At 68.9% G+C, this 13,292-nt stretch carries 13 protein-coding genes; 10 read left to right on the forward strand and 3 right to left on the reverse strand.

Going from position 1 to position 13,292, the window contains the following annotated elements:
* Positions 1–173 precede the first annotated feature (173 nt).
* The 8 genes from GGR71_RS20555 (at position 174) to hslU (ending at position 5,793) form a co-directional block, all read left to right on the forward strand.
* Positions 174–554, forward strand: a complete 381-nt coding sequence (locus GGR71_RS20555; protein WP_160963390.1) for a YbaN family protein — start codon at positions 174–176, stop codon at positions 552–554.
* A gap of 61 nt (positions 555–615) precedes the next feature.
* Positions 616–867 carry an LPS translocon maturation chaperone LptM gene (lptM, locus tag GGR71_RS20560; protein ID WP_160963391.1) on the forward strand — a complete coding sequence of 84 codons (252 nt, stop codon included), beginning with the start codon at positions 616–618 and terminating at the stop codon, positions 865–867.
* Entirely contained in the window at positions 860–1,717 is an 858-nt protein-coding gene (gene dapF, locus GGR71_RS20565; RefSeq protein ID WP_160963393.1) for a diaminopimelate epimerase, read from the forward strand. The genes lptM and dapF overlap by 8 nt, the downstream gene beginning before the upstream one ends.
* The gene (locus GGR71_RS20570) at positions 1,714–2,379 is read left to right on the forward strand and encodes a DUF484 family protein (RefSeq protein WP_160963395.1); all 666 of its coding nucleotides are present in this window, start codon (positions 1,714–1,716) and stop codon (positions 2,377–2,379) included. The genes dapF and GGR71_RS20570 overlap by 4 nt, the downstream gene beginning before the upstream one ends.
* On the forward strand, positions 2,376–3,386 hold the full coding sequence (gene xerC, locus GGR71_RS20575; RefSeq protein WP_255490377.1) for a tyrosine recombinase XerC: 1,011 nt from the start codon (positions 2,376–2,378) through the stop codon (positions 3,384–3,386). Before GGR71_RS20570 ends, xerC begins: the two co-directional genes overlap by 4 nt.
* Before the next feature lie 109 nt (positions 3,387–3,495).
* Complete coding sequence (locus GGR71_RS20580) at positions 3,496–3,726, forward strand: DUF3079 domain-containing protein (protein ID WP_160963397.1); 231 nt, start codon at positions 3,496–3,498, stop codon at positions 3,724–3,726.
* A 48-nt stretch (positions 3,727–3,774) separates the two neighbouring features.
* Complete coding sequence (hslV, locus tag GGR71_RS20585) at positions 3,775–4,326, forward strand: ATP-dependent protease subunit HslV (RefSeq protein ID WP_048491055.1); 552 nt, start codon at positions 3,775–3,777, stop codon at positions 4,324–4,326.
* A gap of 99 nt (positions 4,327–4,425) precedes the next feature.
* The gene (gene hslU / locus GGR71_RS20590; RefSeq protein ID WP_160963399.1) at positions 4,426–5,793 is read left to right on the forward strand and encodes an ATP-dependent protease ATPase subunit HslU; all 1,368 of its coding nucleotides are present in this window, start codon (positions 4,426–4,428) and stop codon (positions 5,791–5,793) included.
* Positions 5,794–6,315: 522 nt separating this feature from the next.
* On the opposite strand, the gene GGR71_RS20595 is transcribed toward hslU, so the two are convergent.
* From GGR71_RS20595 to GGR71_RS20605, 3 genes are all read right to left on the reverse strand, one after another.
* Positions 6,316–7,680 carry a DUF2252 domain-containing protein gene (locus GGR71_RS20595; protein ID WP_160963401.1) on the reverse strand — a complete coding sequence of 455 codons (1,365 nt, stop codon included), beginning with the start codon at positions 7,678–7,680 and terminating at the stop codon, positions 6,316–6,318.
* Between the two features lie 87 nt (positions 7,681–7,767).
* Positions 7,768–8,967, reverse strand: coding sequence for a DUF1624 domain-containing protein (locus GGR71_RS20600; protein ID WP_160963403.1), 1,200 nt, complete (start codon positions 8,965–8,967; stop codon positions 7,768–7,770).
* Between the two features lie 222 nt (positions 8,968–9,189).
* A complete protein-coding gene (locus tag GGR71_RS20605; RefSeq protein WP_160963405.1) occupies positions 9,190–9,645 on the reverse strand; it encodes a nucleoside deaminase in 456 nt (151 codons plus the stop codon).
* A 111-nt stretch (positions 9,646–9,756) separates the two neighbouring features.
* On the opposite strand from GGR71_RS20605, the gene ubiE reads away from it, so the two are divergent.
* Both ubiE and GGR71_RS20615 read left to right on the forward strand, forming a co-directional pair.
* Positions 9,757–10,518 (forward strand): bifunctional demethylmenaquinone methyltransferase/2-methoxy-6-polyprenyl-1,4-benzoquinol methylase UbiE, encoded by a 762-nt coding sequence (gene ubiE, locus GGR71_RS20610; RefSeq protein ID WP_048491051.1) that lies wholly within the window; start codon positions 9,757–9,759, stop codon positions 10,516–10,518.
* A 562-nt stretch (positions 10,519–11,080) separates the two neighbouring features.
* A complete protein-coding gene (locus tag GGR71_RS20615) occupies positions 11,081–13,021 on the forward strand; it encodes a M1 family metallopeptidase (protein ID WP_160963409.1) in 1,941 nt (646 codons plus the stop codon).
* Positions 13,022–13,292: the final 271 nt, after the last annotated feature.

A 13,292-nucleotide genomic window follows, 5' to 3' on the forward strand; every position in this document is an offset into this window, starting at 1 on the left:
AGCTCCTGCACCTCGCCTACGGCGTCCTCAAATCGGGCACCGCGTTCGACCCGAAAAGGGCCCTTGCCTGCTAGGGGGTAAGACGGTATCTACAGTCGCTGCCGCACGGCTACCACGGTCGCATCGATGGGCGATTGCGCCTGCGCGTGCCGGCGCGGGCTTATCATGGCCCGATGCGTCCGAACTCCCGTTTCCGCTGGGCCTGGTGGCTGCTGGCCTATGCCAGCTTGGCGACCGGCATCGTCGGCATCTTCGTGCCGGGCTTGCCGACCACGGTGTTCGTGCTGATCGCCGCCTATGCCGCCGCGCGTGGTTCGCCGCGGCTGCGCCGGCGCCTGCTGCGCGATCCGCGTTTCGGCCGCAGCATCCGCGACTGGGAACGGCATGGCGCGGTCAGCCGGCGCGGCAAATGGATGGCGACGCTGACCATGGCCGCATGCGCGCTGGTGCTGCTGTTGTTCGTGCACCGGTTGTGGGTGCAGGTACTGGCGATCGGCTGCATGAGCGCGGTGGCGCTGTGGCTGTGGTGGCGGCCCGAGCCGCCGCGCGAGTGAGCGCGGCGCGTTGCGCGAGCGCGGCACAGCCGGTTCATGCCGGTGTGGCTATACTCGGCGCATGAGCACATCGTCCTCTTCTCCGATCCGTCTCGTTCTCTCCGCCGCTGCACTGCTGGCCCTGGCCGGCTGCGGCAATAAGGGGCCGCTGGTGATGCCGCAGAAGCCGGTCCCGGTGGAAGCCGCGCCCGCCACGCCCCCGCCCGACGCGACGCCGCCGGCGACCACCGATCCCGCCGGGCAGGCGCAGCCGGTGGATGGGCAGCGCCCGCCGGCCAACGACACCACCATGCCCACCAATGGGAATGAGTGAGGCCCGCCACGACGCGCGCCTGCGTTTCAGCAAGATGCAGGGCGCGGGCAACGATTTCGTGGTGCTCGACCTGCGCGACGGCACCCCGCCACCGGACGCCGCACTGGCGGTACGCCTGGCCGACCGCCACTTCGGCGTCGGCTGCGACCAGATCCTGACCATCGAACCGCCACGCGGTGCCGCGGCGGTCGCCAGCTATCGCATCTGGAACACCGACGGCAGCGCCGCCGGGCAATGCGGCAACGGCGCGCGCTGCGTCGCCGCCTGGCTGGTGCGCGACGGCAGTGCGCCGGCCGCCGACACGTTCGTGATCGAAAGCCCCGCCGGCAGCCACCACATCACCCACGGCGCCGACGGCGCATTCGCCGTGGCGATGGGCGTGCCACGCTTCGCGCCGGAGGACGTGCCGCTGGTCGGTTTCCCGCGCGCGCGCGACGAGTATGTGCTGCCGCTGCAGGGCGGGAGCGTGCGCTTCGGCGCGGTGTCGATGGGCAACCCGCACGCGGTGCTGGAAGTGGGCCTGGTCGATGCGGCGCCGGTGGACCGCCTGGGGCCGCTGCTGCAGCAGCACGCCTCGTTCCCGGATTCGGTCAACGTCGGCTTCGTGCAGGTGATCGACCGCGGCCACCTGCGCCTGCGCGTGTACGAGCGTGGCGTCGGCGAGACCCTGGCCTGCGGCAGCGGCGCCTGCGCGGCGGCCGCGGTGATGATGCAGCGGGGCCGGGTGGAGCGCGACGTGCGCGTCACCCTGCCCGGCGGCGAACTGCGCGTGCAGTGGCCGGACGAAACCGCGCCGGTGGTGATGTCCGGGCCGGCGACGTTCGTCTTCGATGGAGAATGGATCCGATGAGCGACAGCCACGACAAGATCGGTGCGCACGAGGTCGCGGCGTGGCTGCGGCGCCATCCCGGCTTCCTGAAACAGTTCCCCGATCTGGCGCTGACCCTGGTGGTGCCGCGCGACGACGGTCCCACCGCGTCGCTGGCCAGCTACCAGTTGGAAGTGCTGCGCGACAAGAACCGCGAACTGTCGCGGCGGCTGGCCGACCTGGCCGCCAACGCGCAGGTCAACGAACGGCTGGCGGTGCGCACCCATCAGTTGACCCTGGCGCTGATGCGCCAGCGCAGCGCCGCCGACAGCGTGCGCGCGATGGCCGCCTCGCTGCAGGAGGATTTCCAGGGCGACCTGGTCAGCATCGTGCTGTTGCAGCCCTTGCCCGGCCTGGAGCAGGCGCCGTGGCTGCAGGTGCTGGCGGCCGACGATGCGCGGCTGGCGCCGTTTCGCGATTGCCTGAAGGACGGCGAGCCGATCTGCGGCCGCCTGCAACCGGAGAAGCAGGCGCTGCTGTACGGCGAGCGCGTGGACGAGGTGCAATCCACCGCGCTGCTGCCGCTGCCGGGCCTGGGCCTGATCGCGGTCGGCAGCCGCGACCCGAACCGGTTCTATCCCGGCATGGGCACCTTGTTCCTGCGCATGATGGGCGAGGCGCTGGCGGTGGCGTTGCAGCGATGAGAACGGCCGGGACCCGCGACCCGGGACCCGCGGCCCGGGACAGCGCCGGAACCAGTGCTGCCGATCATGAGGCCGGGCAGGGCACTGCCGGCGACGCAAGCGAGGCCGCTTCTCCCGGGTCCCGGGTCCCGAGTCCCGAGTCCCGGTTCCTTTCCTACCTGCAGGTCGAGCGACGCATGTCCGCGCATACCCTGGACGCGTACCGGCGCGACCTGGCGGCGCTGGAGGCGTGGGCGGCCGCCAACCTGCTCGGCGAACCCGCCGCGCTCGATGCCGCGCAACTGCGCAACTTCATCGCCGCCGAACACCGTCGCGGGCTGTCGCCCAAGAGCCTGCAGCGGCGGTTGTCGGCGTGCCGCAGCTTCTATGCGTGGTTGCTCAAGCACGGCCACATCGCCACCAGCCCGGCCGCGGCGTTGCGCGCGCCGAAGGCGCCGCGCAAGCTGCCGCAGGTACTCGACGCCGACGAGGCGGTGCGCCTGGTCGAAGTGCCGACCGATGCCCCGCTGGGCCTGCGCGACCGCGCGCTGCTGGAGCTGTTCTATTCCTCGGGCCTGCGCCTGAGCGAGCTGTGCGCGCTGCGCTGGCGCGACCTGGATTTCGTCGCCGGCATGGTCAGCGTGCTGGGCAAGGGCAACAAGCAGCGGTTGGTGCCGGTCGGTTCGCATGCGCGCAAGGCGTTGCTGGAATGGCGCGAGGAAAGTAAGGCCGAGGCCACCGCGCCCGTGTTCCCGGGGCGTGGCGGGGCGCCGATCGGCGCGCGCGCGGTGCAGATCCGGATCAAGCAACTGGCCGGGCGCCAGGGCCTGTTCAAGCACGTGCATCCGCACATGCTGCGGCACAGTTTCGCCAGCCACATCCTGGAATCCTCCGGCGACCTGCGCGGCGTGCAGGAATTGCTCGGCCATGCCGACATCGCCACCACGCAAATCTACACCCACCTGGACTTCCAGCACCTGGCCAAGGTCTACGACGCGGCGCATCCGCGCGCCAAGCGCAAGTCCTGACTGGGTGATCGCGGCCGACACGGCCGCTGTCGCTCCGCGCTTGTTCTGGATCAAGGCGCGCCGGCGCAGACGGGACGACACTGCCATCCCACGTCGCGAGGGCGTACCGATGGCCAAACCCTTTCCGCTGGCGCCGCGCCACCCCGAACGCCTGTGCTGGGGCTGCGACCGCTACTGCGCGGCAAACGACCTGGCCTGCGGCAATGGCGCCGGGCGCACCCTGCACCCGATCGAGACCGAGGGCGAAGATTGGCATCTCGCCTGGGGCATCGCCGCCGATCCGGCGCGGCCGGCGCATGCCCGGCTCGGCGAAGACCCGTCCACTCACGGCGACGCTTGAACCGCGCGCCGCCAGCCCCCACACCTGAGTCATCGCTCCGGAGGCCGCATGGATCCCAGTCAGAACCCCAATGTTTTCCACGCCACCACGATCCTGTCGGTGCGCCGCGATGGCCGTGTCGCCGTGGCCGGCGACGGCCAGGTGACCCTGGGCCACACCGTGATGAAGGGCAATGCGCGCAAGGTGCGCCGGCTCGGCCGCGAGGGCCAGGTGCTTGCCGGGTTCGCCGGCGCCGCCGCCGACGCGTTCACCCTGTTCGAACTGTTCGAGGCCAAGCTGGAGAAGCACGGCCAGCTGACCCGCGCCGCGGTGGAGCTGGCCAAGGATTGGCGCACCGAACGCCGCCTCGGCAAGCTCGAGGCGCTGCTGGCGGTGGCCGACAAGGAGACCTCGCTGATCATCAGCGGCACCGGCGATGTGATCGAGCCGGAGGACGGCATCATTGCCATCGGCTCCGGCGGTTCCTACGCCCTGTCGGCGGCACGCGCGCTGCTCGGCCACACCACGCTGGACGCGCGCACCATCGCCACCGAAGCGCTGAACATCGCCGGCGACATCTGCATCTACACCAATCGCAACGTGGTGGTCGAAGAGCTGTGATTCGGGAGTCGGGAGTGGGGATTCGCTGAGCGACTCCCTCCCGGTATCCGGCCACGCATCGATCTTTCCTCCCCCGCTCTTACGAATCCCCAATCCCCAATGCCAAATCCCGATACCTCCACCATGACCCCGCGCGAAATCGTGCAGGAGCTGGACCGCCACATCGTCGGCCAGCACGAGGCCAAGCGCGCGGTGGCGATCGCGCTGCGCAACCGCTGGCGGCGCATGCAGTTGCCCGACGCGCTGCGCAACGAAGTGATGCCGAAGAACATCCTGATGATCGGCCCCACCGGCGTCGGCAAGACCGAGATCGCGCGGCGCCTGGCGACGTTGGCCAACGCGCCCTTCGTCAAGGTCGAGGCGACCCGCTTCACCGAGGTCGGCTACGTCGGCAAGGACGTGGAGCAGATCGTGCGCGACCTGGCCGATACCGCGGTGAAGCTGTACCGCGAGCAGGCCAAGACCCGCGTGCGCACGCAGGCCGAGGAACGTGCCGAAGACCGCATCCTGGATGCGCTGCTGCCGCGGCGCAGCGCCGGCATCGGCTTCGATCCGGAAGCGGCGCGGCACGAGCCGTCGGCGCAGGATAGCGACACCCGCAGCAAGTTCCGGCGCATGCTGCGCGCTGGCGAGCTGGACGAGCGCGAGATCGAACTGGATGTCGCGGTCAACGTCAGCATGGACATCATGACCCCGCCGGGCATGGAGGAAATGGGCCAGCAGCTGCGGCAGATGTTCTCCAACCTGGGCGGCGGCAAATCGCAGTCGCGCAAGCTGACCATCAAGGCCGCGCGGCCGCTGTTGATCGAGGAAGAGGCCGGCAAGCTGGTCAACGAGGACGACGTGCGCGCCGCGGCGATCGAGGCCTGCGAACAGCACGGCATCGTGTTCATCGACGAGATCGACAAGGTGGCCAAGCGCAGCGAGGCCGGCGCCACCGGCGGCGACGTCTCGCGCGAAGGCGTGCAGCGCGATCTGCTGCCGCTGGTGGAAGGCTCCAACGTCAGCACCAAGTACGGCACGGTCAAGACCGACCACATCCTGTTCATCGCCTCCGGCGCGTTCCACCTGGCCAAGCCCAGCGACCTGATCCCGGAGCTGCAGGGCCGTTTCCCGATCCGCGTGGAGCTGTCGGCGCTGTCGAAGGACGACTTCATCCGCATCCTCACCGAGCCGAAGGCGGCGCTGACCAAGCAGTACGAAGCGCTGTTGCTGACCGAGGGCGTGAGCCTGCGCTTTACCGACGACGCCATCGCGCGCCTGGCGGAGATCGCGTTCCTGGTCAACGAGCGCCAGGAGAACATCGGCGCGCGGCGCCTGCACACCGTGCTCGAGCGGCTGCTCGACACGCTGAGCTACGAAGCCCCGGACCGCGATGGACAGAGCGTCACCGTGGACGCGACCTATGTCGACGCGCACCTGGGCGAGCTGGTGCAGGATCCGGATCTGAGCCGGTACATCCTGTGACTCCACGCGCCGGAGAGGCGTATAGCTGTTGTGTGAGCGACTTCAGGGAACCTCTTGACCCCGAAGTGCTCCACCCGAGCATTCACGAGTGACTGATCCGCTTGGCTCGCCATTCTCGAAGTCGAGGTTTTTAGAGGATCCCTTTCCGTCGCGACGAGGCTTCGCAGGTACGCTTCGTCGAGGCTGAAGCCGCTGCCACAGGGGCGGCGCCAGCCTCGTCGGAGGACCGCATTGTGGGAGGGACTTCAGTCCCGACGTATGAAGGTGCCAGGTGGTTTTGTACTTCGCGCGTTGCGGCTGAAGCCGCTCCCACAGGGGCGGCACTAGCCTTGTCGGAGGACAGCACTGTGGGAGGGACTTCAGTCCCGACGCATTGCGCTATCGGAACGCACACCCCTTCGCGCAGTCGCGACTGCATGACAGTTGAGTCACGGGAAGCCGTCGTGCAGCAAGCAAGCCGCTCCGGCATGCAGGCGTGCTCGGAACAGCACATGGCGTGCGTCCCTGCACGCCCCAGCACACTCAATACAGCGGCATCCCCGCCTTGTACGCGGCCACGAACGACTGCCAGTCCAGTTGCACCTGTGCGGCGTAGTCGAACGCGAACTGGCGCAGTTCCGATTTCAGGCCGCTCTTGCTGGTGACTGCCTGGTCGATCTGCTTGTCGATGCTGTAGGGCACCACGTTCGGGTCGTAGTCCTGGTCGGCCAGCGCGTGCGCCGAGGCCAGGGCCTGGCCCAGGTAGGTGGCGGCCGTGGCGAGCTTGCCGGCGCTGTCCAGCGCGGTCGGGTCCAGGTCCTGCTGGAACGGTGACTTCTCGTGCACGTAGAACGGCGTGCCGTTGACATTGGCGTAGCCGACCAGCACGTCGGCGTCGATGGTCTGCGCTTTGGCGGTGCGCGCCACCCGCGCGCCCTCGTTGTTGTCGTAGGTGGAGGCCGGCATCTGCGACGGCGCCGCCACCGCGACCACGCTGGCCGCTTCCTGCTTCCATTCCAGGATCACGTCGTCGCTGGTCGACGCGCTCGGGCCTTCGATCAGCACGTACAGGCGCAGGCGGCCGAGGCTGCCGGTGCCCGAGCCCAGCTTCTGGCGTACGTCCTTGATGCTGTAGTAGCTGGCCGCATAGCGCTTGGACGCGGCGATCGAACCGATGTAGCCGTTCATCGCCGCGGCCACCGCCGAGGCGGTGCTGGCGTCCACCGCGACCAGGTTGTCCAGGTCCTGGAACTGGCGCTTGCCGCCGCTGACCACCGTGTACTTGGACAGCAGGCTGCTGCGGCTCTTGCCGTCGGCGCCGTCGATGATCTTGGCCACCGCGCCGCTGGTGTTGCGCTTGCTCAACTGGAAGCTCGCTTCGGCATCGCTGCCGCGGAAATCGGCGATCTTGTCCAGGTAGGCGCCGACCATGGTGTCGATGGCGTCGCCGATGGCGCTGTCGGACAGGCCGTTGTCGCGCCCGGCCAGGACCATGCTCGCGGCCAGCCGGCGCAGGTCCCACACGTACTGGCCGAGGTGGCCTTCGTCGAAGTCGCCGACCTTGAACACCGCCTTGCCGCTGCTGTCGCGCGCCGCATCGAAGTTGCCGACGTGGGTGTCGCCGCCGAGCCAGGTGTAGCCGGTCTGCGGCGAGGTCCACAGCGACCCCGGCAGGGTCGTCATGTCCTGGTAGAAGATGTGGTCGGTGCCGCGATAGAAGGCGTAGGCGCCGGTGGCCATGGTCGCCATCTTGGTGTCCAGTTCGGCGCGCTGCGCGGCGTAGGGATGGTTGTAGTCGTGGATCTGCTGCACCACCCAGGCGTCGCGCTTGCTCGCCGCGCTCGCGCATCCGGCGCAGGCGGCCAGGGTCAGGCCGATCAGCAGCAACTGCGGCAGGCGGGTGGACATCGCAGGTCTCCAGGCACGGACGAAGGAACCGGCAGTCGACCACGCCTGCATTGCACGCAGATGAACCAACGCGCCTTGGGACACGTTTTAGAAGTAGCGCAGCCAGGCCAGATCGCGGCGCCGCGCCTTCAGCCGTGCGAACGCGGCGGTGGGCCAGTACAGGGTCAGGCCAAGCACCGCGGCGATGGCCCACAGCGCAGCCACGCTGCCCACGCCGAACAGATCGCCCTGGTTGGTACCCCACAGCGACACCGCGGCCAGGTAGGCGAGCTTCAGCACGTACAGGTGCAGCAGGTAGAAGAACATCGGCGCCGCGCCGATCGCGGCCAATGGCGCCAGGGCGCGGGCGACCGTGGGGTGTTCGTACAGGCGCAGCAACAGCAGGCCCACGCCCAGGGTCAGCAGCAGGAACTGCAGCGACGGCGGGTACTTGGTGACGTTGAAGAAGCTCATCGCGGTATGCGCGAGGTCGTCCTGCACCTGCCAGGGCGCATCGCCGTAACCGTTGTGCCAGCGCAGCAGGTGGAACCCGGCCAGTGCGCCCAGCCCCCAGGCCAGCAGGCGCTGCTGGCGTTGCGCCGGGTCGGTGGCGGCGCCGTACCAGGGGCCGGCGGCGTAGCCGAGCGCGATCACCCCGATCCACGGCAGCACCGGATACGAGGTGCGCAGGCGCAGCTCGCCCAGCTCCAGCCAGCGCCGGTCGTAGAGCACCGCCCAGAGGGTGGCCAATGGGCCGTCGCCGTGGACCTCCACGCCGTCCAGCAGGTGGTGGCCGGCGACCAGCGCCGCGCCCAGCAGGGCCAGCGCCGGCCGCGGCAGCCACAGCAGCGCGGCCAGGGCGAGCATGCTCAGGCCGATCGCCCAGATTACCTGCAGGTACAGCGCCTGCGGCGGAAAGGCGCCGCTCCAGGCCAGGTTGACCAGGGTCAGCTCCAGCACGATCAGGAACAGGCCGCGCTTGAGCAGGAAACTGGCGGCCGCGGCGCGGCCATCGGCCTGCCGCGCCGCGTACAGCCAGGCCGACAGGCCGGTGAGGAACACGAACACCGGCGCACACAGGTGGGCGAGGGTGCGCGCGACGAACAGCGCCGGCGCCGTGCCCTCCACTTCCATCGGGTCGCCGACCGGGTGGTGCAGGTAGAAGGTCTCGCGCACGTGGTCGAGCAGCATCAGCAGCATCACCGTGCCGCGCAGCAAGTCGATCGAGGCCAGGCGCGCGCTGGCCGAGGCGGTGGCGGGCAGGGTGAGGGACGCGGGCGCAGCGGAAACGGAAGCAGCGGGCGGCATGCGTGACGGTCGGTGTCGAATATTGAAACAATATAACACTTACGTGTCAGGTGTCGGCCGTGGGCGCCGTGCCGGCTCGAGTGATTCCGAGGGGCGATGACCCGTCGTGCCGGCAGCACGCGTGCCGGCAGGGCATGGCGGGGGGCTTAGCTGGGCAACGCTGTCGCCCGAATCGCGTCGTCAGGGCCGCCGCGCCTGGACCGGCGCGCGGCGGCGCGAGGCTCAGTCTTCGCCGATGTCCTCGTTCCACACGTCCGGGTGCGCGGCGATGAAGCCACCGAGCAGGTCGATGCACTCCTGGCTGTGCAGGTCGATGACGTCCACGCCGCTCTCGCGCAGCCAATCGATACCGCCCTGGAAGGTCACCGATTCGCCGACCACGACGGTGCCGATGTTGAACTGCCGCACCAGGCCGCTGCAGTACCAGCACGGTGCCAGGGTGGTGACCATGATGGTGTCGCGGTAGCGGCGTTGGCGTCCGGCCTTGCGGAAGGCGTCGGTCTCGCCGTGCACGGACGGGTCGCCTTCCTGCACGCGGCGGTTGTGGCCGCAGCCGAGCAGACGGCCGTCGCGATGGTACAGGGCGGCGCCGATCGGGATGCCGCCTTCGGCCAGGCCCTGGCGGGCTTCGGCGATGGCGGTGTCGAGCAGGGCGCGGTAGTTGGGCGTGGTCAGCATGGCGGGGCCGGGGGAAGGGAGTGGCCGGCAGTCTGGCGCAGGCGGCCGGCGGCTGTCATCCCGTGCGGCGCTTCACCGGCACGCGGCGGCCGGCAGTGCGATAATCCCGGCATGAGCGAATCCCCCTACAAGACCGGCACCACCCATTTCGGCTTCCGCGACGTCGCCGCCAAGGACAAGCAGAAGCTGGTCGGCGAGGTCTTCACCTCGGTCGCCGGCAACTACGACCTGATGAACGACCTGATGAGCATGGGCATCCATCGGGTCTGGAAGCGCTATTTCGTCGCCACCGCGCAGGTCAAGCCGGGCGACCGCGTGCTCGACCTGGCCGGCGGCACCGGCGACATCGCCGCGCTGCTGAAGGACCGGGTCGGTGCCGACGGCGAGATCGTGCTGGGCGACATCAACGCCGGCATGCTCTCGGTGGGCCGCGACCGCCTCACCAACCGCGGCCTGGTCGCGGGCCTGGACTACGTGCAATGCAACGCCGAGGCGCTGCCGTTCCCGGACCAGAGCTTCGACCTGGTGACCATCGCCTTCGGCCTGCGCAACGTCACCGACAAGGACGCCGCGCTGCGCGAGATGTACCGCGTGCTCAAGGTCGGCGGCCAGGCGCGGGTGCTGGAGTTCTCCGAAGTCACCGCCGATTGGTTCAAGCCGCTGTACGACTTCCATTCGTTCAAGGTGCTGCCGCGCCTGGGCCAGCTGTTCGCCAAGGACGCCGACAGCTACCAGTATCTGGCCGAGAGCATCCGCAAGCATCCGCCGCAGGACGCGCTGAAGGCGATGATGGAAGCAGCCGGCTTCGCCCGCAGCCACTACAAGAACCTCACCGGCGGCATCGTGGCGATCCACTCGGGCTACAAAATTTAGAAGCCGGGATTCGGGAATCGGGATTCGGGAATCGTAAGAGCAGGCGATCGGTGCTGACCGATCGCGGGGCCTGTGCCGTCTTTGTGGGAGGGACTTCAGTCCCGACGCGCGGTCCTGCGGTGCCGGTGCAAGTATCTGCCGCAGAAAGCCGGGATTCGGGAATCGGGATTGGGGAATCGCGAGAGCGGGCGATCGGTGCTGACAGATCGCGGCGCTAGGTAGTCCTTGTGGGAGGGACTTCAGTCCCGACGCGCGGTCGTGCGGTGCCGGTGCAAGCATCTGCCGCAGAAGCCGGGATTCGGGAATCGGGATTGGGGAATCGCAAGAGCGGGCGATCGGTTGCTGACCGATCGCGGTGCTGGCTGTCCTTGGGGAAGGGACTTCAGTCCCGACGCGCGGTCGTGCGGTGCCGGTGCAAGTATCTGCCGCAGAAAGCCGGGATTCGGGAATCGGGATTCGTAAAAGCGCGCGCGGCGCGCCGCCGCTGCGAATCCCCACACCCGAATCCCCAATCCCCGCCTTCCGGTAAACTTTCGGTTTCCCCGAACCGGTGCTGTCCGCCATGCGTTCCCCGTTCCTGTTGTTGTCCCTGGCCGCGGTGATCGCGTCCGGGTGTTCCCGTGAAGCGTCCGCGCCCGATGCGGCCGCACCTGCCGCCAAGCCGGCACCCGCCGCGGCCAAGCCGGCCGACCGCAGCCACGACGAGACCTCCTACGCCGAGCCGTCCAAGGTCGTGATCAAGGACCTAGCGCTGGATCTGAAACTGGATTTCGACAGCAAGCAGATCGGCGGTACCGCCACCTACACGCTGGACTGGAAGGACAAGAGCGCCAAGCAACTGGTGCTGGACACGCGCGACCTGACCATCGAGAAGGTGCAGGCCGACGACGGCAAAGGGCAGCAAGCGCCGCTGCAGTACGCGCTGGCGCCGGCCGACAAGATCTACGGCAGCAAGCTGACCATCGAGGCACCGACGCAGCCGCAGAAGATCAGCATCACCTATCACACCGCGCCGACCGCCTCGGGCCTGCAGTGGCTGGAGCCGTCGATGACCGAGGGCAAGAAGCTGCCCTTCATGTTCAGCCAGTCGCAGGCGATCCACGCGCGCTCGTGGGTGCCGCTGCAGGACACGCCGAGCGTGCGCTTCACCTACAGCGCGCACGTGGTCTCGCGTCCGGACGTGATGGTGCTGATGAGCGCCGACAACGATCCCAAGGCGGTGCGCAACGGCGACTACCGCTTCAAGATGCCGCAGCCGATCCCGTCCTACCTGCTGGCGATCGCCGCCGGCGACCTGGTGTTCAAGCCGATCTCCGCGCGCTCGGGCGTGTGGGCCGAGCCGGCGATGGTCGACAAGGCGGCCAAGGAGTTCGAGGACACCGAGAAGATGATCGTGGCCGCCGAGACGCTGTACGGCCCGTACCGCTGGGGCCGCTACGACATGCTGGTGCTGCCGCCGTCGTTCCCGTTCGGCGGTATGGAGAATCCGCGCCTGACCTTCGCCACGCCGACGGTGATCGTCGGCGACAAGTCGCTGGTGTCGCTGATCGCGCACGAGCTGGCGCATAGCTGGTCCGGCAACCTGGTGACCAACGCCAGCTGGAAGGACATCTGGCTCAACGAAGGTTTCACCACCTACGTGCAGGCACGCATCACCGAGGCGCTGTACGGCCCCGAAGCGGCGGAGATGGAGCGCGAGATCGACCAGACCGATCTGCTGGCCGAACTGAAGGGCATGAGCCCGGCCGACCAGGCGCTGGCGCTGCCGGCGCTGACCGAGCGCGATCCGGACGAGGCGCTGAGCCAGGTCGCCTACGTCAAGGGCGCGTGGTTCCTGCAGTTCCTGGAGCAGCGCTTCGGCCGCGACACCTTCGATCCGTTCCTGCGCGGCTGGTTCGACGACCACGCCTTCCAGAGCGCCAACACCGATCAGTTCGTCGCGTATCTCAAGACGCATCTTCTGGCCAAGAAGCCGAATGCGGTGACCGCGCAGGAACTGCACGCGTGGCTGGACGAGCCGGGCATTCCGGCGTTCGCGCAGAAGGCGCGCTCGCGCAACTTCGCCATGGTCGATACCGCGCGCATCGCCTGGACCGGCAGCGGCACGCTGCCGGGCAAGCAGGTGACCGATGCCTGGAGCACCCAGGAATGGACGCGCTTCCTCAGCGGCCTGGGCGAGAAGCTGACGCCGGCGCAGCTCAAGCAGCTCGACGACGCCTACCACTTCACCGGTACCGCCAACGGCGAGATCGCCATGCGCTGGTACCCGCTGGCGATCCGCAGCGGCTACGTGGACGCGCGTCCGGCCGCCGGCGAGTTCATCGCCCGCGTCGGTCGCCGCAAGCTGATCCTGCCGATCTACGCCGAACTGGTGAAGACCCCGGACGGGCTGGCGTTCGCCGAGGACGTGTTCGCCAAGGCCAAGCCCGGCTACCACCCGATCACCACGGTGTCGGTGCAGGAGATGCTGGACAAGGCCAAGGCCGGCAGCACCGCGCACTGACGCGCGCCGCCTGCTGAAGACCGCGCACACGGCGCCGGGAGCGATCCCGGCGCCGTGTGCGTTTGTGCGCCCGGCCTGTTGCGCGATCGCATCGCGCGGGGCAGGCGCGATCGGTTGCGCACGTGCCGCAGAATGTCGCGCCGCGCGGCGTCGTATGCGCTTCCTGCACGAAACGCGCGCCGGTCCATCGCGACGTTAACGAATTCCACACATGCCGCTGCTCGCGGGCAGCGACCCGCTGCCACGCATTCGCGATATCCTCGGCAGTCCC

The sequence above is a fragment of the Xanthomonas sp. F1 genome (assembly GCF_014199855.1).

What these genes read in the sequence shown, in the direction of transcription:
- GGR71_RS20555 (WP_160963390.1), top strand. Translation starts at nt 174, where the DNA reads ATGCGTCCGAACTCCCGTTTCCGCTGGGCCTGGTGGCTGCTGGCCTAT.
- lptM (WP_160963391.1), top strand. Translation starts at nt 616, where the DNA reads ATGAGCACATCGTCCTCTTCTCCGATCCGTCTCGTTCTCTCCGCCGCT.
- dapF (WP_160963393.1), top strand. Translation starts at nt 860, where the DNA reads ATGAGTGAGGCCCGCCACGACGCGCGCCTGCGTTTCAGCAAGATGCAG.
- GGR71_RS20570 (WP_160963395.1), top strand. Translation starts at nt 1,714, where the DNA reads ATGAGCGACAGCCACGACAAGATCGGTGCGCACGAGGTCGCGGCGTGG.
- xerC (WP_255490377.1), top strand. Translation starts at nt 2,376, where the DNA reads ATGAGAACGGCCGGGACCCGCGACCCGGGACCCGCGGCCCGGGACAGC.
- GGR71_RS20580 (WP_160963397.1), top strand. Translation starts at nt 3,496, where the DNA reads ATGGCCAAACCCTTTCCGCTGGCGCCGCGCCACCCCGAACGCCTGTGC.
- hslV (WP_048491055.1), top strand. Translation starts at nt 3,775, where the DNA reads ATGGATCCCAGTCAGAACCCCAATGTTTTCCACGCCACCACGATCCTG.
- hslU (WP_160963399.1), top strand. Translation starts at nt 4,426, where the DNA reads ATGCCAAATCCCGATACCTCCACCATGACCCCGCGCGAAATCGTGCAG.
- GGR71_RS20595 (WP_160963401.1), bottom strand. Translation starts at nt 7,680, where the DNA reads ATGTCCACCCGCCTGCCGCAGTTGCTGCTGATCGGCCTGACCCTGGCC.
- GGR71_RS20600 (WP_160963403.1), bottom strand. Translation starts at nt 8,967, where the DNA reads ATGCCGCCCGCTGCTTCCGTTTCCGCTGCGCCCGCGTCCCTCACCCTG.
- GGR71_RS20605 (WP_160963405.1), bottom strand. Translation starts at nt 9,645, where the DNA reads ATGCTGACCACGCCCAACTACCGCGCCCTGCTCGACACCGCCATCGCC.
- ubiE (WP_048491051.1), top strand. Translation starts at nt 9,757, where the DNA reads ATGAGCGAATCCCCCTACAAGACCGGCACCACCCATTTCGGCTTCCGC.
- GGR71_RS20615 (WP_160963409.1), top strand. Translation starts at nt 11,081, where the DNA reads ATGCGTTCCCCGTTCCTGTTGTTGTCCCTGGCCGCGGTGATCGCGTCC.